The organism is Paenibacillus sp. LC231 (genome assembly GCF_001860525.1).
Taxonomy (GTDB): domain Bacteria; phylum Bacillota; class Bacilli; order Paenibacillales; family Paenibacillaceae; genus Paenibacillus_AQ.
In genome coordinates this window covers 75,799-97,349 of the sequence record NZ_JFOM01000053.1, presented here as the reverse complement: position 1 = coordinate 97,349, position 21,551 = coordinate 75,799, and the positions used below count along the sequence as shown (strand labels likewise).

26 protein-coding genes, 1 tRNA gene and 1 riboswitch are annotated in these 21,551 nt (G+C 49.2%); of the genes, 22 read left to right on the top strand and 5 right to left on the bottom strand.

The window, feature by feature from the left end; genetic code table 11:
- Positions 1 to 24: 24 nt before the first annotated feature.
- On the top strand, positions 25 to 630 hold the full coding sequence (locus tag AK95_RS27785) for a glycerol-3-phosphate responsive antiterminator (protein WP_071223375.1): 606 nt from the start codon (positions 25 to 27) through the stop codon (positions 628 to 630).
- 43 nt (positions 631 to 673) lie between these two features.
- Positions 674 to 1,387 carry an MgtC/SapB family protein gene (locus tag AK95_RS27780; RefSeq protein ID WP_071223150.1) on the top strand — a complete coding sequence of 238 codons (714 nt, stop codon included), beginning with the start codon at positions 674 to 676 and terminating at the stop codon, positions 1,385 to 1,387.
- A 231-nt stretch (positions 1,388 to 1,618) separates the two neighbouring features.
- Here AK95_RS27780 and AK95_RS27775 read toward each other — a convergent pair whose 3' ends face one another.
- Positions 1,619 to 1,843: a hypothetical protein gene (locus tag AK95_RS27775; protein WP_071223149.1), complete on the bottom strand. Its 225-nt coding sequence runs from the start codon at positions 1,841 to 1,843 to the stop codon at positions 1,619 to 1,621.
- Between the two features lie 147 nt (positions 1,844 to 1,990).
- Here AK95_RS27775 and AK95_RS27770 point away from each other — a divergent pair, with 147 nt between their 5' ends.
- Genes AK95_RS27770 through AK95_RS27760 form a run of 3 tightly spaced genes read left to right on the top strand, consistent with a single transcriptional unit; the run spans position 1,991 to position 6,045 of the window.
- A complete protein-coding gene (locus tag AK95_RS27770) occupies positions 1,991 to 3,673 on the top strand; it encodes a spore germination protein (RefSeq protein WP_071223148.1) in 1,683 nt (560 codons plus the stop codon).
- Positions 3,674 to 3,694: 21 nt separating this feature from the next.
- Complete coding sequence (locus AK95_RS27765; protein ID WP_071223147.1) at positions 3,695 to 4,909, top strand: Ger(x)C family spore germination protein; 1,215 nt, start codon at positions 3,695 to 3,697, stop codon at positions 4,907 to 4,909.
- A gap of 14 nt (positions 4,910 to 4,923) precedes the next feature.
- Positions 4,924 to 6,045, top strand: coding sequence for a GerAB/ArcD/ProY family transporter (locus tag AK95_RS27760; RefSeq protein WP_071223146.1), 1,122 nt, complete (start codon positions 4,924 to 4,926; stop codon positions 6,043 to 6,045).
- Here the strand turns inward: AK95_RS27760 and AK95_RS27755 are convergent.
- Positions 6,040 to 6,300, bottom strand: coding sequence for a YczF family membrane protein (locus AK95_RS27755; RefSeq protein ID WP_071223145.1), 261 nt, complete (start codon positions 6,298 to 6,300; stop codon positions 6,040 to 6,042). The genes AK95_RS27760 and AK95_RS27755 overlap by 6 nt on opposite strands.
- Positions 6,301 to 6,553: 253 nt before the next feature.
- Here AK95_RS27755 and AK95_RS27750 point away from each other — a divergent pair, with 253 nt between their 5' ends.
- The 3 genes from AK95_RS27750 to AK95_RS27740 all read left to right on the top strand — a co-directional run bounded on the left by AK95_RS27750 (position 6,554) and on the right by AK95_RS27740 (position 8,681).
- A complete protein-coding gene (locus AK95_RS27750; RefSeq protein ID WP_071223144.1) occupies positions 6,554 to 7,534 on the top strand; it encodes a copper amine oxidase N-terminal domain-containing protein in 981 nt (326 codons plus the stop codon).
- A gap of 137 nt (positions 7,535 to 7,671) precedes the next feature.
- Positions 7,672 to 7,755, top strand: a tRNA-Leu gene (locus AK95_RS27745).
- A gap of 200 nt (positions 7,756 to 7,955) precedes the next feature.
- Complete coding sequence (locus AK95_RS27740) at positions 7,956 to 8,681, top strand: WD40/YVTN/BNR-like repeat-containing protein (protein WP_235613237.1); 726 nt, start codon at positions 7,956 to 7,958, stop codon at positions 8,679 to 8,681.
- 116 nt (positions 8,682 to 8,797) lie between these two features.
- Here the strand turns inward: AK95_RS27740 and AK95_RS27735 are convergent, their stop codons facing one another.
- Together AK95_RS27735 and AK95_RS27730 are read right to left on the bottom strand one after the other, a co-directional pair.
- Positions 8,798 to 8,989, bottom strand: a complete 192-nt coding sequence (locus tag AK95_RS27735; protein ID WP_071223143.1) for a hypothetical protein — start codon at positions 8,987 to 8,989, stop codon at positions 8,798 to 8,800.
- A gap of 168 nt (positions 8,990 to 9,157) precedes the next feature.
- A complete protein-coding gene (locus AK95_RS27730; RefSeq protein WP_071223142.1) occupies positions 9,158 to 9,754 on the bottom strand; it encodes a helix-turn-helix domain-containing protein in 597 nt (198 codons plus the stop codon).
- 289 nt (positions 9,755 to 10,043) lie between these two features.
- A riboswitch (purine riboswitch) is annotated at positions 10,044 to 10,143 on the top strand.
- A gap of 77 nt (positions 10,144 to 10,220) precedes the next feature.
- Between AK95_RS27730 and AK95_RS27725 the strand changes: the two genes are divergently transcribed.
- The 5 genes from AK95_RS27725 to AK95_RS27705 all read left to right on the top strand — a co-directional run bounded on the left by AK95_RS27725 (position 10,221) and on the right by AK95_RS27705 (position 13,709).
- A complete protein-coding gene (locus AK95_RS27725; RefSeq protein WP_071223141.1) occupies positions 10,221 to 11,657 on the top strand; it encodes an NAD(P)/FAD-dependent oxidoreductase in 1,437 nt (478 codons plus the stop codon).
- Between the two features lie 196 nt (positions 11,658 to 11,853).
- Positions 11,854 to 12,141, top strand: a complete 288-nt coding sequence (locus AK95_RS27720) for a Dabb family protein (RefSeq protein ID WP_071223373.1) — start codon at positions 11,854 to 11,856, stop codon at positions 12,139 to 12,141.
- 43 nt (positions 12,142 to 12,184) lie between these two features.
- Positions 12,185 to 12,607 (top strand): DUF86 domain-containing protein, encoded by a 423-nt coding sequence (locus AK95_RS27715; protein ID WP_071223140.1) that lies wholly within the window; start codon positions 12,185 to 12,187, stop codon positions 12,605 to 12,607.
- Positions 12,608 to 12,878: 271 nt separating this feature from the next.
- Complete coding sequence (locus AK95_RS27710; RefSeq protein ID WP_071223139.1) at positions 12,879 to 13,331, top strand: DUF948 domain-containing protein; 453 nt, start codon at positions 12,879 to 12,881, stop codon at positions 13,329 to 13,331.
- A gap of 15 nt (positions 13,332 to 13,346) precedes the next feature.
- Complete coding sequence (locus AK95_RS27705) at positions 13,347 to 13,709, top strand: YtxH domain-containing protein (protein ID WP_071223138.1); 363 nt, start codon at positions 13,347 to 13,349, stop codon at positions 13,707 to 13,709.
- 117 nt (positions 13,710 to 13,826) lie between these two features.
- On the opposite strand, the gene AK95_RS27700 is transcribed toward AK95_RS27705, so the two are convergent.
- Positions 13,827 to 14,924 carry a nitric oxide synthase oxygenase gene (locus AK95_RS27700; RefSeq protein ID WP_071223137.1) on the bottom strand — a complete coding sequence of 366 codons (1,098 nt, stop codon included), beginning with the start codon at positions 14,922 to 14,924 and terminating at the stop codon, positions 13,827 to 13,829.
- A 230-nt stretch (positions 14,925 to 15,154) separates the two neighbouring features.
- On the opposite strand from AK95_RS27700, the gene racE reads away from it, so the two are divergent.
- The 9 genes from racE (at position 15,155) to AK95_RS27655 (ending at position 21,390) form a co-directional block, all read left to right on the top strand.
- Complete coding sequence (gene racE, locus AK95_RS27695; RefSeq protein WP_071223136.1) at positions 15,155 to 15,961, top strand: glutamate racemase; 807 nt, start codon at positions 15,155 to 15,157, stop codon at positions 15,959 to 15,961.
- Between the two features lie 230 nt (positions 15,962 to 16,191).
- Positions 16,192 to 17,394: a M14 family metallopeptidase gene (locus tag AK95_RS27690; protein ID WP_071223372.1), complete on the top strand. Its 1,203-nt coding sequence runs from the start codon at positions 16,192 to 16,194 to the stop codon at positions 17,392 to 17,394.
- 162 nt (positions 17,395 to 17,556) lie between these two features.
- Positions 17,557 to 17,832, top strand: coding sequence for a hypothetical protein (locus AK95_RS27685; RefSeq protein WP_071223135.1), 276 nt, complete (start codon positions 17,557 to 17,559; stop codon positions 17,830 to 17,832).
- A 104-nt stretch (positions 17,833 to 17,936) separates the two neighbouring features.
- A complete protein-coding gene (locus AK95_RS27680; RefSeq protein ID WP_071223134.1) occupies positions 17,937 to 18,239 on the top strand; it encodes a heme biosynthesis protein HemY in 303 nt (100 codons plus the stop codon).
- 30 nt (positions 18,240 to 18,269) lie between these two features.
- Entirely contained in the window at positions 18,270 to 18,491 is a 222-nt protein-coding gene (locus AK95_RS27675) for a YuzB family protein (protein WP_071223133.1), read from the top strand.
- 132 nt (positions 18,492 to 18,623) lie between these two features.
- Complete coding sequence (locus AK95_RS27670) at positions 18,624 to 18,890, top strand: hypothetical protein (protein ID WP_071223132.1); 267 nt, start codon at positions 18,624 to 18,626, stop codon at positions 18,888 to 18,890.
- Positions 18,891 to 19,010: 120 nt separating this feature from the next.
- A complete protein-coding gene (locus AK95_RS27665; RefSeq protein ID WP_074961966.1) occupies positions 19,011 to 19,373 on the top strand; it encodes a PadR family transcriptional regulator in 363 nt (120 codons plus the stop codon).
- Positions 19,370 to 19,933, top strand: coding sequence for a hypothetical protein (locus AK95_RS27660; RefSeq protein WP_071223130.1), 564 nt, complete (start codon positions 19,370 to 19,372; stop codon positions 19,931 to 19,933). The genes AK95_RS27665 and AK95_RS27660 overlap by 4 nt, the downstream gene beginning before the upstream one ends.
- A complete protein-coding gene (locus AK95_RS27655) occupies positions 19,930 to 21,390 on the top strand; it encodes a serine hydrolase domain-containing protein (protein WP_083397744.1) in 1,461 nt (486 codons plus the stop codon). The genes AK95_RS27660 and AK95_RS27655 overlap by 4 nt, the downstream gene beginning before the upstream one ends.
- The last annotated feature ends 161 nt before the right edge of the window (positions 21,391 to 21,551 follow it).

Below are 21,551 nucleotides of genomic sequence, written 5' to 3'. Positions count from 1 at the left end.
TTGCGGCGGCAACGAGGTGAAGACATGAAAACCAGTGTTGAAGGTGCACAACGAATTTCGTATTGCTTGAAGCGTAAGCCCATTATTACTTCATTAATGAATGCCGATGAACTCCCTGCTGTGCTGGCGACTGAATCGAATATCGTGTTTATTCTCAAAACCGATATTTTTATCATCGAATCGATCGTTGAACAGATTCGGGAGGCGGGCAAGCTCTCGTTTGTGCATTTTGATCTGATTGAAGGGATCGGTAAAGACAAAACGGGGGTTAAGTATTTAGCTGAAAAGGTGGGCATTGACGGTATTGTCACGACAAAAAACACGGCGATTGTAGAAGCGAAGAAACTGGGCTTGTTGACGGTCCAGCGTCTGTTTGTATTCGATTCCGTTTCGCTGGACAACGGGATCAAGATGATTAAGGCCTCCAATCCGGATGCCATTGAAGTGCTGCCGGGCATGGTGTGTCAGCGGATCATGGAACGGATTCGTGCAGAAGTGGACGTGCCCGTCATCGCTGGAGGACTCATGATCGATTTGGAGGATTTTGATACGGCTTTGAAGAGCGGTGTAATTGGCATATCCACCTCCAGCAAAGAGCTATGGCGCTGGCAGGATGAACATATGGTATAGCGAAGAGCCGCCTTACATGACAAAGAGGGGTGGAGATTAGGGAATGGATGTGTTTCAACTGGATACGCAAACCATGCTGATGCGGCTGCTGTTCGCTGCATTGCTTGGCGGTTTAATCGGTTGGGAGCGGGAACGCAGAAATAAGCAGGCCGGTTTAAAAACCCATCTCTTGGTGGCTGTCGGATCAACGCTGATTATGCTGACTTCCATTTACGGTTTTGATTCTGCACTGATTAATCATCCCAATGCGAGGTTTGATCCTGCCCGGCTGGCGGCACAAGTTGTGAGCGGTATCGGTTTCCTTGGTGCCGGGGCTATATTGCGGCGTTCCAATCATATCATTTCAGGTCTTACCACGGCGGCAACTCTTTGGGTGGCGGCTGCAATCGGTTTAAGTGTCGGCTCCGGTTTTTACTGGCCGGCGATCATAACGACGGCGATCGTTCTGGTCAGCACGCTTGTGTTAAATAAATTGGAATCGAAATTTCTTTTTATCAAAAAGTCAGGCAGCTTGAAGATCATCATTGAGGCCGGAGACCGTCCGGTTCATGTGAGTACCATTACCGAATTGCTGCAAAAGGCCAATATGACGGTGGAAGGCATGATCGTGAATAATGACACGACGGAAGATGATTCGACCAAGGTGACGATGGAATTCCGGGTGTATTCTTTTAACAGCAAGGGAATTAACGGATTATTCGAGCAGTTGTGGCAGGTAGAGGGCATTAAGCAGGTTCGTATGAACTGGCGGGATTAAGGGCTTCTTGTATGGATTGATGAGCAAAAATGTTACATGATCAGCTCCTATGATTGGACCCAGCATGCTGTACAGGGCTGAGCCCGGGTGGACCCGGGCTCAGCTTTTTTATGTATGTTTTCTATGGGGCGGCAGTTGTATTCAAGGACGAGCTTCCTAAGGCCTGTACTCGAGGACTGTCAAAAGCCGAGATGCTTCTGGCAATCAGGAATTGGGCCGCGTAATAAGTGGTCATAATCCAGACGTTCGAATAGCGGATATCGGCAACAGTCCCGATAACAGAAGATAGTGAACTTTAGAGGCATGGGGCGGGAATTGCCGATAGGCAAACAGGATGATGAGCCACATCGGAATGAGTTTGAACAGGAGTTTCACGAGCAAGGGCTCGGACGGAATGAAGAATATATAAAGCAGACTCATGATCAGGATGATCAATGGCAGCACGTATCGTTTCAACTATAAACCTCCCCACATAATGTAATCTTCATGTTTAGACAATTCTTCTTACAGCGTCCCAATCCCTCTTTCTAATCTTTCGCATGAAAAAGGAATGTAAAGCAAATAATGGAGTTAACTTGAGCTTTGAAGGATGGGGGTACCGACATGATACGCTACCGATCTCGAAACCGTCGCCCGATTCCCGCAAAGAAATCAGAGGAGCAGGCGGTGTCCTCGAAGTCAGGGTCATCCGTGATTTCCGGCCATATACAAGAGCTGCTCGATCGCATACGGACCGAGTCCGGAGACAGCCCGGATATTGTCACCCGGCGTTTGAAGCTGGGCGGTGAGCCTGAGGAGAACTGTGCCATTGTATATTTGAACGGACTCAGCGATCCTGAGATGGTCAACAATTTCGTAATGGATTCTCTTCTGCGTTTAACCCCTGATTTATATAAGGGTGAAGAGCCTGATGCCTTCCTGGACAACATTATGAAGGATGGGCTGTCAATGGGCGAATCCAAAATAATGACCGAATGGAACGACATTATGCTGGCCATTCTGTCAGGGGACACGGTCATCCTGCTGGAAGGTGCTGAGAAAGCCATCGTAGCCGGCACGCAGGGCGGAGAATGGAGATCCGTTACCGAGCCGACCTCCCAGCTTGTAGTTCGCGGACCCAAGGATAGCTTCGTGGAGTCCATCGCTACCAACATATCCCTGATCCGGCGGAGGCTAAAATCCCCCGATCTCTGGCTGGAGACCATGAAAATCGGATCCGTAACCCATACCCACGTAGCTCTTATGTATGTGAAGGGAAAAGCAGATCCCGGGATCGTAAAGGAGATTAAAGAACGGCTGAATGATATCGAGATTGAAGGGATACTGGAATCGGCTTATATCGAAGAATTTATTCAGGATAAAACGGTAACCCCTTTTCCCACGATCTATAATACGGAGCGTCCTGACGATGCCGCCAGTAAATTGCTGGAAGGCAGGATCATCGTCCTGGTAGATGGTACCCCCTTCGTCCTGGTCCTTCCAACGGTATTTGTTCACTTTTTCCAATCCCCCGAAGATTATGCACAGCGATTTGATATTGCGATTGTGATGCGGATTGTCCGTTATCTTAGTTTTATTATTCTGATCCTGGGCCCATCGGTTTATATAGCCCTCACCACCTTTCATTACGAAATGGTGCCGACCTTATTGCTAATCAGTTTGGTTGCTCAACGGGAAGGGGTGCCGTTTCCCGCCTTTGTCGAAGCGATGCTGATGGAAATCGTATTTGAGATTCTGCGTGAGGCCGGGGTGAGGATGCCCAGAGCCATCGGGCAGACCGTCTCGGTTGTTGGTGCTTTGATCCTGGGACAGGCAGTCGTTGAAGCCGGCCTGATTACGCCAGCGATGGTCATTGTCGTGGCTTTAACCGGTATTGCAAGCTTTGCCATACCGGCCTATAACCTATCCATCGCCGGACGCTTGATACGGTTCGCTTTTATGGTGCTGGCCGGCTTGTTCGGATTTTACGGGTTGACGCTGGGATTAATCATCCTTGTTGCCCATATGAATAGTCTCCGTTCGTTCGGAGTTCCCTATTTATCGCCGATCAGTCCTTTTCGATTGCGGAATCAAAAAGACGCTGTCATCCGAATGCCTTTCAAATCGCTCCAAGCGGAAGCCTTGTCCGCATCTCATTCGGGCAGTAATCGAGGTACAGGGGAAGCTGCATCGCAGGAAGCCGGGAATCCATCATCCGGTTTACACAATCGGAATGCCGGAAGGGATAACAGTGATACGGGGGACCAGAAGACGGCTGTTCCGGCCGTTGAGTCCAATCGTAATTAACGTTAGGGGTGTAGCCGGAAAATGTTCAGATACAGATGGTTGGTTAGCATTCTCCTGTGCTGCTGCCTGAGCACGATAACGGGCTGCTGGGATGCGACTGAATTGAATAAGCGGGCCATTGTCGCCGGTATCGGCATTGACTGGAAGGAAGAAGAGCAGCAATATATGATTTCCTTCCAGACCATCATCGCGGATGAAATATCCGGCAAAACAGGCAGGGGAGCGACACCTACATCCATATACAAGTCATCCGGAAAAACGATCGTTGAAGCGATGCGTAATACGTCCCGTAAATTGCCGCGTATCCTGTCGCTAGCCCACACGGGGTTGATCGTCATATCCGACGAAGTGGCCAGAAACGGAATTATCGATCTATTCGATTATTTGGATCGTGATTCCGATATTCGATTAACAACCGAAATAATGGTTGCCGCGGAAGGACAAAAGGCAGAAGACGTGGTTGCCGTACTGACGCCTATCGGAAAGATTACGGCTTTTGCGCTTGTACAGAAGATTGAGTTAACCTCAAGGCAGTTAAGCGAGAACTTCCGTGTTGAGGTAGACGATGTCATTCGGGATCTGCTCGTTCCCGGCGGTGGGCCTGTCATTAACGGCGTCATGATCGAAGGAGATGAGCAGCAAGCCGTAAAGAAATCCAATCTCGAAAGCTCGAAGAGTGCAGGCCTGGGTGTTATTTCCAATCTGGCTATTTTTAAAGGAGACAAACTTAAAGATTGGATGACCAGGGAAGAGAGCAAGGGAACCGTGTGGATCAAGGATAAAATGCATACAACGCCATTAAATATAAGTCTTGAACATGGACAAGGCGAAATTGCATTGGATGTCATGCGATCGAAGACCCGGCTGGAAGTGAAATTTAAAGAACCGCTTCAACCCGTTATCCACATATTCGTTGAGCCTAATTTCTCGATCCGGGAAGTGATAAGCGACATCGACCTACGGAATCCGGAATCGATGAGAACGCTTGAAGCAGCTGCTAACCAAGAGGTGGGTCGTATTCTGAAATCAGCCGTGAAGAAGTGTCAGAAAGCGAATAGTGATATCCTCGGATTCGGTCAAACGGTAGAACGCGCCAGACCAGAAGCCTGGCACAAAATGAAGGGTCGGTGGGATGTGATCTTTCCGCAGTTGGAAGTGGAATATCATGTGAAATCCGTTGTGCGTAACTCTCAGATGAGAGATCGCTCCTTTAAATACAACATGAACAACCAATAAAGGGGAGCTTAAAGGTGAAGGTGAAAATCAGTCCGCTGCAGTTCTTCTCGCTGCTGGTTCTATTTCAGTTTGGAACGACGCTTGTCGTGAACATGGGACTGCAGGCCGGTAAGGATTCCTGGATTGGGCTGCTGATTGGCATGGTGATCGGGACGATGATGTATTCGCTGAATGTTTATTTGTACACCATGTTTCCTGATCATCTGCCGACGGTTTATTATCGAATATTGCTTGGGAAATATTTAGGGGGATTGGTGGGAGTATCATACTGCGTGTTTTACCTGTATACAGGCTCCAGAGATATCGTAGATGGAGGGTTGCTGGTAATGGCTTCGGCAGCCCTTAAGGAGACCCCGCTTCTCATTGTCAATTTGATCATGGTGATGACCGTCGCTTTTGTGCTGCATCAAGGATTGGAGGTGCTTGGGCGCACCGCTTTGATATTCTTGGCGATTGTTCTGCTGATCGGCGTATTCAGTGCTCTGGTTATCGTATTTTCCGTAATCGTGGAAGTCCATCGCTTGCTTCCTGTTCTGGGTAATGGCGTACAACCCATCATTCAATCCGTAGTGAAAAAAAATATGCACTTCCCGTTTGGGGAGCTGATTGTTGCTACAGTTCTACTTCCACATCTGAGCCGGCAGAAGAGCGGGATCAAGGCGGGGTATTGGGCTATTTTATTCAGTGGAACGATGCTGGCGCTAACCTCTGCCGTTACCATTTCCGTCCTTGGCGAGAACATTGTGGAGCGTTCGGTTTTTCCTTTGCTGACGATGGTCGGAAAAGCCAATATTTCGGAGTTCATTGAACGGACGGAAATTTTGATCGTGATGGTTCTGATTATTGGTGTGTTTTTTAAAATAAGTCTGTATTATTATGCCGCATTGATCTCTGCATCCGAGCTGTTCAACATTCCCTATCAAAAATTGATCTATCCATTCGCTTTAATCATGCTCGGGAACTCGATGATTCTTGCCCGTTCGTATAGCGAGCATCTCATGAAAGGAAGCCAGCATCTATATATGGTTCTCCCTATATTTTCAATCGCTGTCCCCTTGGTGCTTGTTGTGATCGGTTTGATTCGCAGAGCAAGCTCCAAAGGAAAGACAAAGTCCGACTCTAGCTCCGGTTCATGAACCATGTCCCGCGTTTCCAGGACTTTGGCTTGAATCACGGGGCTTTTTATTTTTGAATGCTCGGTAACAATCAGGAAGGAGCAGGAGGCATAGCAGCACCGTAACCGTCAGCTTCTCTACGATGGAGAATAGAGTGAACTGCCAGTTGATCATGAAGTTGTACCATGGGAACCCGAACAGACAATCTGTAAGCACGGTATAAGACAGGCAGAGAGTACCTAACAGCAGGGTGATCGCATATTTTTTGATATACATCGTTACTTCCTCGCATTTCCTATTGTTTATGACTTGCCAATCCATGACAACGTTGTATTAGTATGAAGGGTTTATTGAATAAACATACAAAGAAGAGTTGTATCCAATCGAACCAAGCGTTGAAAAGGGTCAATATATGAACCGACAGGAACAGAAGTTTAGCAAAATGCCGTTTATGGATGGGCCTAAGGGTTATAGATCTTTTATAATGGAAATGGATCGTGAACTTTAGCTTGGGGAGGGAGAGCTTGTGATGAAGAAACGTCAAGGCGTGAGAAGTCTGCTGGCCGGTATCATGACGGCAGTGATAGGGATAACCGGTTGCATGTCATATGGAGGAGAAGTTTGGGCTGTGGACACATCCTCAGGCAGACCTATCGAAGTTCGAGTGAATGGAGGTCGGCTTCTGCTGGAATCGCCTCCCTTTATTCATAACGGCAGGGTGATGGTGCCTTTCCGCGGAATTTCAAGAGCGATGGGAGCCGAAGTTCGCTGGGATCAAGCCAAGCAGACGGCCATTGTGAGTAATGGTAAACATACGACAAGCTACACTGTGGGGCAGAATCACGCCATCAAGGACAGCGAAGCTGTAACTCTGGATGCCCCGCCACTGCTCAAGGATGGACGTGTTTATATCCCGCTTCGCTTCTCGGCAGAGGGTCTTGGGGGCAAGGTTGTCTGGAATAACCAGGCTAAAGAAGCTATGATCTATCCGCTGCTCACACCGAAGGAGGCAGAAGCTGCCCTGTCCAAGAAGAGTAATCAGGCAATAACACTTTTGAAAAACAAGGATTTTGAGAAGCTTGCCGAGCTGGCTCATCCCGATGGGATTACCTTCTCCCCTTATGCGCATGTTGATCGGCAGAAGGATGTCACACTTAGCAAGCAGCAGCTGAGGAAGGGGTTTAACCACGACACCTTATACCGCTGGGGCGAGTATGATGGCAGCGGAGAACCGATCTCCATGAATTTTGAGAGCTATTATCATAAATTCGTTTATACCCTTGATTTTGCCGCAGCGCCATGGATCGGTTACAACCAATCCAAGAGCGAAGGAAATACGGTGAATAATGCAAGCAGCCAGTATAAGGGAGCTGTCATCGTCGAGTATTATTACGAAGGAGTTCATCCTGATTATGCGGGGATGGATTGGGAAAGCCTCCGGCTTGTATTTGAACCATATGGAGAGGAGTGGGTGTTGTCTGGCGTGATACATGATCAATGGACGATCTGAAAATAGACTTGTTCTGTCGAAACCATTATGAAGTTTGATGGTTTCGACAATTTTTTTAAAAAAATGCTTGCTTTTTAACTTTGAGCATTATATACTCTTAATTACGGTGATCAACTCGATCACGAATTACATAACATGCGGTCGTGGCGGAATTGGCAGACGCGCACGGTTCAGGTCCGTGTGGGCTAACCCCCGTGGAGGTTCGAGTCCTCTCGACCGCATCTATGAAGCAAAGCTGTTTTTCAAGTGAAATTTAACTTGAAGAACAGCTTTTTTCGTTCCTCTTCATGTGGTAATCGCGTTATACTAAACTGGAGGAACCGTTCATCTTTAGGGTGAATTCAATGGAGTGGATTTATAATATTTGGCCTGTTAGCAGAAGTTACTGGCGGGTTATTTTGAATACAAGGGGTGTGATCCTGTGATAAAACCTCGAAAAGGGCTGGGCTTTATTTTGTTGATACTCGTTGCTGTGAGTTTATCTGTTGGATGTCAACCATCGGATAAGGGGAATGTCGCTGAGCGATCGGTGGAATCTTCGAAGGAGGATACCCGGAAGGCAGAGCCCTCTACCGGCACAGAAGAATCTTTAGGTGGAGGGGATCACGCGGCAGGAAGCGGTACCGTCGCAGAACAGGATGATACGGACGTTGCTCCAGACAATCAGGCCGCTGAACCCGATGTGGATTTAGCGGATGTGACGGCGGTCCGGCTCATTAATCATAGCTCGGGCTGGATCGGCGGAGAAGGCTGGATAGCTTTTAGTGATAACGGTGGCACGGAATGGGAGGTTCAGGCTCAGCCAAAAGGCACCGTACGCCAAATCTTTGCGCTAAATGGCAAGCATGCTTGGACTGTGATGGAGAATAACGATCTGTACCGCACAACGGATGGCGGTGAGACATGGATTCGGATTGGAAGCACGCCGAATGCCGGATTTCTCCATTTCATCTCGCCTGAAACAGGATTCAGCGGGCAAGCCAAAACCGAGGACGGGGGCCAAACCTGGAGCAGCCTGGATATACCGGATACGACCGCCAGCAGCCCTGTCACTGGAGCTATCACCGATGAAGCTGCCAGAGCTCCCAAGAACGAAGAGGCTGTTTCAGGATCGTTGTATGTTGTTAACACGAAACCCCATAACTGATTCATAAAAAAGAAGACCGAAGCTCTCCGGTCTTCTTTTTCTGGTTATGCCTCCAATCTCAGCAAGAAAGAGGCAGAACGATAAACAAACATCATATCGTTCATTTAGGGAGCTCTTTAAGGTAGCTCTTTAAATACTATTCGTGAGCCCAGCCATAGACCAGCGGCAACTCCGAATAAGCCGAAGAGGGCCACCAGAACGATCAGATTAAAGGAGTGCCAACCAAGCAGAAATCCAATACCGCTTCCCATGGTTGTTCCGGTGAGCAATCCCAGTGCAGCGCCAATCTGCTTATGACGTAACCTCATACTCACTCACCTCAATTGTTGGATGATGCGAACGGAATGTTACTTGTATTCCCTGATCGTCTGGAAATATGCCATAACAGAAAATATGCCCGGCTTAGCCGGATCGACCCGGCAAGCTGAGCATTGGTTGGAATCATAAGTATGGTTACGTTATAACAGCAGGTTTAATTATGAATTTTGCTTTAATGCGCAATCTGCGAATAGAACAGATTTAGGGATCCGGAAGAACTGTTCTGCTTTTTCCTGGAACGCTGCGGATGGTACGGTGCCCTGGTGCAGCCATTTGCGGAATGTGCCGGGATGTACGCCGATCCAGCGGCTAACATCGCTTACCGACAAGTCATGAACCATGCACAGGCCAGTCAGAATCCGATTGCTGACGGGTGAGCGTGTCAGGGTGCGTTTCATGAAGCGGGAAGGTGCCGGCTGGCAGATTAAAGGTGACTTGTCCAGCAGTTCCTCCCTGAAGAGAATGTGACGGGGATAACCCAAATAGTCGCAGGCCTTCTCCAGGTTGTTTTTTCCGGGAACGCGCCCCTCATATACCCATGCGCTGACACTACGGGAGGATACTCCCAGTTCCTCGGCCAATTGCGACAATTTGATATCGTTGGCCATAAGTACGGCTAGTAGGACGCGGTTGCGAATTTGGCAGCGGGTCGGCCGGCGAAAGCGCTTGACTCGCACACCTTTCCCCAAATATTTACGATTGATCAGGGACCACGCCTCAATGGAGTGTTTTTCTTGCTGCAGTTGTGTAGGCATAATTCCTCCGATTTTTTTAACACAATACTACAATATTCGACACTCACTTTTCAATAGCCAATTCTAAAACAATTGTTTCCATTTCGTTGTTACCTGATTTATAAGTCGGACGTATTGGTCCGATAGACCTACTCATTTGATTGATTATTATAAAGCATTGTTCGCCTTTTAGTGGATATTACAGGGGCAACCGGCGTTTAAAACGAGATTTATTGGAGTTAAACACGAACGATTGATTAAATACCACTTGACTCATTCGTGAATTCGTTTTATATTAACAATGGTTGATGAAGAAAAAAAGATGCTTATTCGTATATCCCTGAAAATAAGGTTCAGGGGTTTCTACAAGGGACCTTAAATTCCTGACTACGAATAGGATGCGCAAGCATACCTATTCGGAGCAGGATTTTTTTGTGCCCGAATAGCGGTGTGCACAAAGCGACAGTCAAACACACAGGGGGATATGATGAGCAAATATGATGTTATCGTTGTTGGTGCCGGTCCGGCCGGTATTTTCGCTTGTTATGAACTGACGTTAAAGTCACCAGGCAGCAAGGTGCTATTAGTTGACAAGGGACATGATATTTACCGGAGAAGCTGCCCGATCCTGGAGGAGAAGATTAAGCTCTGTCCACCGGCAATAGGACGTAAGGAATTTGCCGGTTGTTTGCCGGCTTGCTCGATTACAGCCGGATTTGGCGGGGCAGGAGCATACAGCGACGGCAAATTCAACATAACCACAGAGTTTGGCGGCTGGATGACCGATTATTTGCCAGGCTCCAAAGTCATGGAGCTCATCCAATATGTGGACGCCATCAATCTGGAGCACGGAGCAACACCTGCCATTACGGATCCGACAACAAATGCGATCCGGGATATTGAACATCGTGGATACGCAGCGGGCCTGAAGCTGCTTCGCGCTCAGGTAAGACATCTTGGAACCGAGCAGAATTTGGAGATACTGAAGTCGATATATGAATATTTGAAGACAAGAATTGATATGGCTTTTCGGGCGGAGGTCGAGGACATTGTCACCGTCAAAGAAGACGGAGCCCATCGCGTTACCGGCATCGCAATGAAAGGCGGGGAGGTCCATGAGGCGAATTTGGTGATGGTCGCCCCTGGCCGTGACGGCTCTGCCTGGTTGACCAGTGTATTGAAAAAACGCAGATTGAAAATGCATAATAACCAGGTGGACGTGGGCGTTCGGGTTGAAACCTCGGATGTGGTCATGCGCGAGATCAATGAGCATTTGTATGAAGGCAAATTCATCTTTAACACCTCGGTGGGAACCCGGGTGCGTACGTTCTGCAGCAATCCTTCCGGTCATGTTGTGGTTGAGAACCATAGCGGGGTTATGGCAGCCAATGGCCATTCTTATAAAGATCCGGCATTGGGATCGGCCAATACGAACTTTGCGCTGCTCGTATCCCATAAGTTTACGGAGCCGTTTGACAAGCCTAACGAATATGCGCGTGAAATATGCAAGCGGGCTAACGATCTATCCAGTGGCGGGGTTATTGTGCAGAAATACGGGGACGTGCTCCGCGGCCGGAGATCCACCGAGGGCCGAATTCGCGAAGGGTTTCTGGAGCCGACGCTGAAGGAAGCCGTTCCAGGTGATCTTGGCTTGGTGCTGCCGTACAACACCATGAAAAGCCTGATCGAGATGGTCGAAGCGCTTGATCAAGTCACGCCGGGAATCGCGTCGGAGCACACGCTGTTCTACGGGGTGGAGGCCAAGTTCTACTCCGCCAGACCGAAGCTGACGGAGTCCTTCGAGACGGAAATTAAGGGACTTTATTGTGGCGGGGATGGTGCGGGCATTACCAGGGGGCTTGCTCAGGCAGGAGCCGCCGGCGTCTGGATTGCCCAGAACATGCTGAACCAATTAAGTTCGTGATTCAGCGTCATTCCCTTAAATAGAGTGTTGATTTCAGGAGCACGCTCTGGTGTAAGCCAGACGCTGCTCCTATTTGATCAGATCTGGCGCTGCCGATATGTCCGATATGTTGGTGGGAGCGATTTCTTTTTCCGGACGAACGGGGTATGATAGATACGAAAGATTTACATACATGCTAGAGATGGAGGAACGGACGATGATTAAACATATTGTTTTTTTCAAATTGAAGGACTCATCCGCAGAGAATATTGAGAAGACGGTGCAGGTGCTGCGCGATATGGATGGCAAGATTCCGATGCTTAGATCCCTTGAGGCGGGCGCAGATGTAGTTCGCTCGGAGCGCTCATATGACTTGGCTTTGATCGTTGAAGTGGACAATCTTGAAGATTTGCAAGCATATGCCGTTCATCCTGTTCACCAGGAAGTGATCCAGTACATCAATACGGTGAAAGATCATACGCTTAGCGTTGATTTTGAAGTGTAGGCATTGATATAGACTTACAACAACGGGTTGGAGGAGATTTGCGGTGTATTATGTAAATCAAGAACAAATTGAACGGCGGCTGAGCGCGATTCCTGAAATTGCGGAAGGGTTGCGTACTGCGGCACAATCATGGGACGGAGGCCTGGTGCTGGGGTTGGTTCAGGAGCGTGCGCTTCATCTGGCGATCGAAGTCGTGACGGATGTCGGCAGCTACTTGATTGACGGATTTATTATGCGGGATGCCAGCAGTTATGAAGATATCATGGATATTAATCATGAGGAAAAGGTGTTCCCCGAAGAGGTTCATAAGGTGCTGCTGGAGCTGGTCCGATTGCGCAAACCGCTTGTGCAGGACTACTATGATTGGGAGAGGCATACGCTTCATTCTTTAACCCCGATTCTGCCTGATGTGCTGGAGCGATTTGCGGGAAATGTCCGTGAGTATTTAAAGAACGAGATGTACTAATGGTTATTTAGTTTCACAAAGAAATATCCCATGATGCCATGGGCTCTTCCATACACACGATCCTTAACAGGCCTTTAGGGAATCCCTGAACGGTCTGTTTTTTGTTGGTGTTATCTCAAGCGCTTGCATGTTCCGAAATTGCGGGGTAACTCGTGGTTCTGCTGTGCTGGAATAAAAAAATCGCCGATGTTGTGTCAAGACAAGCCCATGCTGCTTATAATGCATCAAGCGACTAGGCATTCGCCCGGTCGGACGAAAGGAGGAGTTCCCCATGACAGAAAGGAGTGCGCTGGCTGCTGCCATCGGTATCGTTCTGATCGCGGTTGCGGCGGTGATCATGATGGTGTCGGTTAAAAGGCTGATCGGGCGGGCCGAGACCATGCTGGGCCGGCTTGAGGAAGACAGTGCCCGATTGACACAGGAAGCCTCGCAAGTCCTGGTGCAGGCATCCGTCTCGCTAGAGATGATACAGCGTCAGCTGGCGGCAGGCGAAGCTTTTGCCGCTTCCATGTCCGATGCTGCGTCAGCGGTAGCCAAGACGGCCGATGCGGTTCATGCTGTAGGGAAAAAAGCTTCCATAACCGCCATTGAGCATCTGGAACGTGCTCGCCTCGATAATGAACGGCAGATCGGGGAGATGTTCCGGTGGGTTGATGCCGGAATGACGCTTTGGCATTCATGGAACAAGTACACCTCCAAATCCGGCGAAGGGCAAGCCAAATAGAAGGAGAGATGGAATATGAAAGAGAAGAGCAAAGGACTCCTCTGGGGAGTATTGATCGGCAGTGTTGCAGGTTCTGTTACCGCACTTCTTCTGGCTCCAAAATCCGGCAAAGAGCTTCGGGATGACATTGCCGACGGCGCCCGCGGCATCGGCACCAAGGTGCAGGAGGCAGCAGAGAAGGTAGGAGAGCAGGGCGTTAACCTGATCGGCATCATGACGGATCGGGCGGAGAACGTGATCTCCGACATTCAGTCCTGGCGCAACCGGCAAGAAAGCTGGCTGGCGGATGAGGAAATTGCGCAGGTTTCCTCGTTTGACGAGGATTTTGAAGAAGATGCCTATGTTCCCTCTGCTGCGGAAGTGAAGGTCAACGACTAATTCAGGATCAGATCTACAGCACTCATTTACGAGGATAAGGATTACGCCAAAATACATGAAAGCCGGGGCGGCAAACAGCCCCGGCTTTGCTGTGTATAACTACTCGAAAGATAAAGACTACTTTTCCTTGTTCCTGTAATGAAAATTCGGCGAGCGGATGTCGTTATGATAAGAGTTGTGGAAAATATGTGTTGTAGCTGGCGAGACCGGAGGAATCAGCCAACTCCAATCCCCTGTGAGCTCCCGCCCGGCCTGCTGTTCCCGCTGTTCAAACAAACCGAACTGGGATGCTGCCGAATGATGGTCCACGATGCTAACGCCAGCTTTTTTATAAGAATAGAGGACGGCAGCATTGAGCTCGACCAATGCGCGATCTCTCCATAAGGTCGTTTCGCTGGAAGTATCCTGCCCCATCAGCTTGGCGATAAGCGGAAGCTTGTTGTAGCGCCCTTCGTCTGCAAGGTTACGGGCTCCGATCTCGGTTCCCATATACCAGCCGTTGAACGGTGCGGCCGTATACATAATGCCGCCGATTTCAAGCAGCATGTCCGAGATGAGAGGCACCCCATACCATTTTATTCCCTCCGCTTTCAGTGCAGGAAGTTCGGGATGCTCCAAGGGGACCTCCAGCACGTGGGATTTCGGTATCGGAAGCCATTCCGGAGGCTCATTCCCCTGCTGCACAACCAGCGGCAGCACATCATAGTCGGTCAAGTCTCCCCGCCATCCCAGATCCATGCATGCCTTCGTGAAGGAGAGGGAAGCCGGGTCGCCAACCGTCCCGTCCGGCGTTTCGTAACCCGCATACCGAATCAATTGGTGGTTTTTGATCATCAATGGGGCCTCCCCTGGACGTGCAGCCCTGAAAATCGTAATCATAGGCATGATTTTTCCGCCATTGGTGGCACTCTCGATATGATGAAGGAGTGCTGAGAAAATGTCAGAGGTCTCGGTTAAGTGCCTGGCATCGACTACCTTTAGGCGATCCCAAAACAGTCTGCCGATACAGCGGTTGCTGTTTCTCCAAGCCATTTTGGCCCCATGCGTCAGTTCCTCAAGCGTATGCTCATATGTACCTGTCAGCTTGATCTGTGAGCGGATGTCCATGAGCCGGGCCTCGGCTTCTTCCGTGGTACGGTTTAATTCTGCATAACAAAGCTCGATAAACTGCTTCGCAGCTTCCATAAGGTCGATATGATGTATGTTGTCCTTCATGTAAATTCTCCTTTACTGTACGCGCGCTTACTATAGTATAAACTACCTGCGGTCAGCGACTGGCGCAAGAGTCCTACAATTGATTGAACAAATTACCAGCCGTCTATTGCAGCAGCGATTTTGTTGAAGATAGGGGGGAATTGGGGTAAGATTTAAGGTACATTTCGATCCGAAATGACATATGGTATCACTGTAAACCATGAATATGACAAGAAGGAAGCGGTGGGTTCGTGCAGCAAGCAATCGCAATACTAGACTCGGGTGTCGGCGGGCTGACTGTCGCTAAAGAAGTGATGAGACAGCTCCCGAGAGAGAAAATTATTTACTTCGGAGATACAGCCCGCGCACCCTACGGACCCCGTACGCCGGAAGAAGTCCGTTTATTTACGGAGCAAATTGTAGATTATTTAATTCAGTATGATCCTAAAATGATTGTGATCGCCTGTAATACGGCTACGGCGGCGGCGCTTGATTATATTTCGTCCAAAGTGCCTGTACCCGTCATCGGTGTCATTCACCCAGGGGCGCGTGCCGCCATAAGTGCAACGAAGACCGGTAACGTCGGTGTGATCGGTACAGTCGGAACCATTGGCAGCGGAGCATATACAGCGGCTCTGAAACAGCTCTCGCCTTACGTCGAGGTGGAAAGCCAAGCCTGTCCCGAACTGGTGCCGCTCGTCGAACACGGATTGTTCCGATCCAAGGATGCTCTGCAGGTGGTGCAAGAATCCTTGAGAGGCATCAAGGAGACCTCCATTGATTGTCTGATCCTGGGGTGTACTCACTATCCGTTCCTGATGAATACGATTCAAACGGTCATGGGGCCGTCAGTGAAACTGATCAGCTCCGCCGATGAAACAGCTCGCGAGGTCAGCACGATTCTGTACGATAAAGGCCAGCTTGCGAGCAGCATGGAGAGCCCGGTGCATCAATTCTTCTGTACTGGAGATCCGGTTATTTTTCAGAGCATCGCAACCGAATGGCTCGGAGATCATATCAAGCGGACACCTGTTGTCTGGCAAATTACAAGGCTATAATTCACCATTCATACTAAGAGCTAATCCAGAATGAATAAGAGCAGAAAACGCAGGCAGGACAAGGGATAAGACCTTGTCCTGCCTTTATTATTTTCAGTGCCAAGTTTAGAAAAGGAGCGGGATATGGCGCGGTTTTCGATCTTTTGCATCATACATGTTGGACAACCGGCTGCTCATATACATGGAATGGACGCTAATTGAAGCGGCTTTGCCGCGGAAAGGAATCCATTATGCAGCAATATGTCGTACAGAAAGGCGATACGCTAAGACGCGTGGCTGCCAGATATAGTCTGGCGTATGAACAGCTGATTACGGCGAATCCATGGGCGGCACAGCAGCCGTATCTCCAGCAGGGGCAAATGCTCTATCTTCCTGCATCGCTGCGCCGAAGGTATGTCATCCAGGAACATGATACCTTTGATAGTATTGCCAATACGTTCCGGTTTCGGAAGGAAGCCTTGGAAGAACTGAATCCCGGATTATCGGCTCATCATCTGCCGCAGGGGAAAACGATCGTTCTGCCGGGCACCACGCCTAGGCGTATGATACGATTAACCGGCGAATACGGACCGGGGGATCTGGAACGCGATATACAAGAGATGCAGCTGCGTTACCCTGTTATCGAGTGGAGTGTCATCGGCCGAAGCGTGCTCGGCAAACCGCTATATGCGGCCCAAATCGGTAAAGGCCCTAAGAACCTGCATATTAATGCAGCACTCCATGCCAATGAATGGATCACAACCCCGTGTCTGATGAGATTCATGGAGGAGTACGGCAGGGGATTATCGCAAGAGTCACCGGTTTATTTTCAGGAGCCGGATGCCTGGTACCGGAACTATACGTTATGGGTTGTGCCGATGGCAAACCCGGACGGGGTAGAGCTCGTACAAGAAGGAGTCACTCCTTCGCATCCCTATTATGAACGTCTGCTCGAGTGGAATGGCGGACGCGAGGATTTTCGGCGCTGGAAGGCTAATATAAACGGCGTGGATTTGGGTGACCAGTTCCCTGCACATTGGCATGAGGAAGTTGCGCGAAGGGGGAAAATCTGTCCATCCCCGCAGGATTATGCGGGGACTAAGCCGCTAAGTGAGCCGGAAGCCGAAGCTGTCTATCAGCATACACTATCGATATCTCCGGAACGGGCCATTTCCCTTCACAGCCAAGGGCGGGAAATCTATTGGAATTACAGGGACTATGAGCCTCCGGAAAGTGAGGATATGGCCAGAAGATTAGGTCAGGCGGGCGGTTACAGGCCGGTGAAGCTGCAGGGCAGTGATGCGGGATACAAGGATTGGTTCATTCAGCATTACCGAAAACCGGGCTTTACCGTGGAGATTGGTTATGGGGTGAATCCGCTGCCGCTTGAGGATTTCGAGGATCTGTGCGTGGAGGTGGGATCCATTCTGGCTGCGTTTATGTCTTTGGAATAGCATATTATGAAACGAAAAGATCTATTTAACGTATAAATATAGAAGAATACGGCCGCTGCTTTTACGGATTACAAGGCAGTGGCCTATTTTCGTGCTTTAATTGCTGCAACCCTGTTAATTGGGTAATGATATAGACATGCTGCCTGGAATGGAGGGAACAACATGAAGTGGAGAAGATTATGGTCGCTTCGGCGCTGGTCGCACGTATTCCAGCGGATATTCGGTTATTTAACCTCTTCCCGGGTTTCACTCGGGGACAAGCTGTTATTTCTGGTTCCGGTTGTGCTGTACTGGGTGCTGCCGGACTTTATGCCTTTGCTGCCGATCGACGATATCGGAGTCACGATGCTGCTGATGAATTGGTTCGTATCCCGCGTCGAGCGGAAATATCCAGGTGTGCTCGGTGAAGATCAAGGCCCCGCCAAGCGCGTACGGTAAACGAGCTTTTCGGACGTAAATATACGGACAGGACCCTTGCGAAAAAACCGGCAGGGGTCTACAATAACATATTGAATGAAACATCCGTGAGGAGATGAATATACGTGAAATGTAAAATTACCCGTAATGCCGCCAAGGTGTTAAAGAGAGAGCTGGACAAGGAAGAGAACAAGGACAAGAAAATTCGTGTACTGGTAACCCATGCGCATGGTGATCATGCCCACTACGGTCTGGATCTGGATACGCCGAAGGAAAATGATGTCGTCGTATCCACAGATAAAGAGATCGACGTCATTTTGGAAGCGGGACAACCTTTCCTGGACGGCGTCAAAATCGACTATCTTTATTTTCCTCAGGAAGGCTTTGTGATTACGAATCCGTCCCAGGGCAATCACGGCGACCACTAGGTTACTTCAGAATAAAGAAGGTAATGTACAATGGCTAATGATATTCGCGTCTGCGAGAAGTGCAGACATACGAAGTTAAAGACAATAATCCCGAAAATTAAGAAAATGGTACCGGATGCCGACATTAAGATCGGCTGCAAATCCTATTGCGGTCCTTGCGGCAAACGCGCCTTCATGTATATCAATGGCCGTTATGTCAGCGCGCCTACAGAAGATGAAGTGCTGGCAAAGGCGCTGCCGTTTGTGAAATAACAAACAACTGGCTGTTTGTTACTTCAGAATCGAAGTTTCGCGGAAAATTCCCATTCTTCGGTATAGTTCCTGGCTCAGCCATCCATGCTAAGGGGGCAGCAGGAACAACAACTTTAGAAGGGAGCATCCGTCATGAACAGTCACGATTCCAGTCTTCATTCCAACAGTCCCAGCAACAGTGCGCTAGATTCCGTGGAGAAGCTGCACCGTGCCGTATCCTCGGCAATGTCCCACCCGACGGAACAGCTGATTCAGCAAGCGGAGAATTCGTTATCCCATACGGAGCAAGCGGTCGCCCAAGTGATGGAGCAGGGGAACGCAAACGCCGTGGAATTGGCGGAAGAGTTGTTAGGCGAAGAGAAGGAACGTCTGTCCAAGCTTCGTTCAGCTAAAAAGTAGTTTAGGATCCTGTGCAGTCCGTTCAGTAGCTTTCGAGCTAATGAACGGGCTTTTTTTAATTTATATACGCATTTGAATTATATACTTGATTCCGATATATAATTCTGTTAAATTGTTGTCATGGATAGAACAAGTTTAATAAAAGGGCATTTGGAAATGTGCGTATTGGCCATTCTGAGTCATGGCAAGAGTTATGGTTACGAGATTATGAAGGAGCTGGAGAAACACCGACTGAAATTGAAGGGAGTAGGAAGCATCTATCCCATCCTGTCCAAGCTGAAAGATCAGGGATGGGTGACGGATACGAGGGAGCTTAGCGAGAGCGGCAAAGCCAGAGTATATTACGAAATAACGCCAAGCGGAGATTTGTTTCTGGATAAGAAAATCCAGGAGTGGGAGGAGCTGCAGCAGGATATTCGATCATTGCTCTCATCGAATGTACAGCGAATGGCAGATGGCGTGGAACAGGAGAGCCAGAGATGATGACATTATCCTATGAAGAAGAACAATTTATTGCGGACGTTCGCCGCGAGTTGATACGGTACGAAATGACGTCAAACCAGGTGGAAGCCGTTGTCGAACAGATCCGGGAACATCTGGAGGCAAGCCGGGAGCACGGGGAGTATGGTCTTGAAGATCTGGGCTCTCCCGATATGTATGTCAGGGATTATGCAGAGGTGCAAGGTTTGGTTAGAATGCAAGACGCCATGGACCTCGAGTCTGTTCCTGAAAAACCTCCGGGACAGCGCAGCTGGCGGCTGGGCGTATGGGGTTTTCTGAAATATTCGCTGGTTTTTGCGGCCGTCTATATCATATGTCAGCTGTTATTTTCCTTCGCATTAACGACGGCATGGGTGAAGGGGTATGAGATAACCGGCTTCAATCTGCTGTACCGAATATCCGATCAGACGTGGTGGAATATGATGTTGATCGTATTTAGCCTTTCGATTTCGGCGCTCGTTACAATTCTGACCCATGTCTTCGGTAAAAGAAGAAAACATAGAGATCTCCTCCCGTTTACAGAAGGAGGAAACGTATTGTGAGAAAGAAGTGGACGTATGTCGTATTAACCGTACTGGCTTTCGTGCTTCCGACATGGGGGAATGTTGTTGAAGCAGAAGAACTCATGGCTGATAAGGTTGACCTCTACATGAAAGCGGCGATGGAGGAATATCAAATTCCGGGTCTTTCCGCTGCCATCGTGCAGGATGGGGACATCGTGTTTACGAACAGTTATGGTGTTACAGCAGAGGGCAGTACGGTCAGCTCCAAAACTCCATTTTTACTCGGATCTCTCTCCAAATCCATGACGGCGTTAGGGATTGTCCAGCTTGTGGAGTCGGGCCAGGTCGAATTGGATGAATCTGTTGGGACCTATTTGCCGTGGTTTGCAGCCGAAGCGTCTTCTGAGGTATCGTCAATAACGATAAGGCAATTGCTGGCTCAGACGAGCGGATATAGTACATATACGGGCTTGGCGTATTCCGATGTGGGTGCGAAGGATGCTTCTGCCCTGAAAGAGATTGTGAGCAATCTCTCCAACGCAAAGCTTAGCAGACCACCAGGGGAACAACATCAGTACAGCAACGCCAATTACATGATCCTGGGAGCTGTTCTGGAGGAGGTGTCGGGTCAATCCTATGCCGATTATATGGAGCAGCATGTGTTTGGCCCGCTGGGCATGAGTACGGCTGCAGCCGATGAGGAGCGGGCGGTTCAAACCGGATTTGAACATGGGTATCAATCGTGGTTCGGCTATCCGCGAGTGAGCAGCGTCCCCTATGACAATAGCGGTGCTTCTTATGGTTATATCTCGGCGAGTATCGACGATATGGCGCGGTATCTCCAATTTTTGCTCCAAGATAATGACATGTTGCTTAGTCGGGAATACAAGGAGCTGCTCCTGTCGCCTTTAGTTCAGCATCGGCCGGATCGTGCCTATGGTTTTGGCTGGAGAATAAGCGAGACGGAACAAGGCGAGAGGCTGGTATGGCACTCCGGATCAACACCGGAAGCACGGGCGGAAATCTTCTTCGTCCCTGAACAGGGCGTTGGGGCCGTTATTTTAACCAACAAGGACCACATTCTGGAGGAAGCCAGATTGATTCAGGTCTCCAAGGATTTGAGAGGGATATTAGACGGACAAGACCCGAAGCCGCCTTCCGCTGGAATCCATCCGGTGATTTGGGGATTGGCGGTAACTTTGATCATTCTGCTCGCTATCGTGATATGGATGCTGCTAAGAATGCAGAAACGCAGCTTAAAGTTATATCTCACGCTCCCGCTAAGCTTGGTTCTCTTTGCGATTTCAGCTGGCATCATTCCGCTCTTCACGCGGCTGACAAGCTCTCCTTGGAATTCCATACGACTCTTTGCACCGGACATTGCCTATATGACGCTGGGGATTGCAGCTAGCCTGGCATTGATGGCGCTTGTGCTGATGTATGGAACGCTTGTCAGCCGTAGGAAACATCTTGAGTCGATTACCCGGCGCGCTTGATATGAAATGCAATCAGTAAAAAGATGGTCCCCCCATAAATCCAGCTTGGTGTGTGTTCGGACATTGCCTAGCCCCAAAAAACAAACCAGGCCGATGAGCGAGATCAGCCTGGTTTGTTTCGTTTAGCAGCCTCAGTCAACAGCGATGAGAGGCTAAAATAT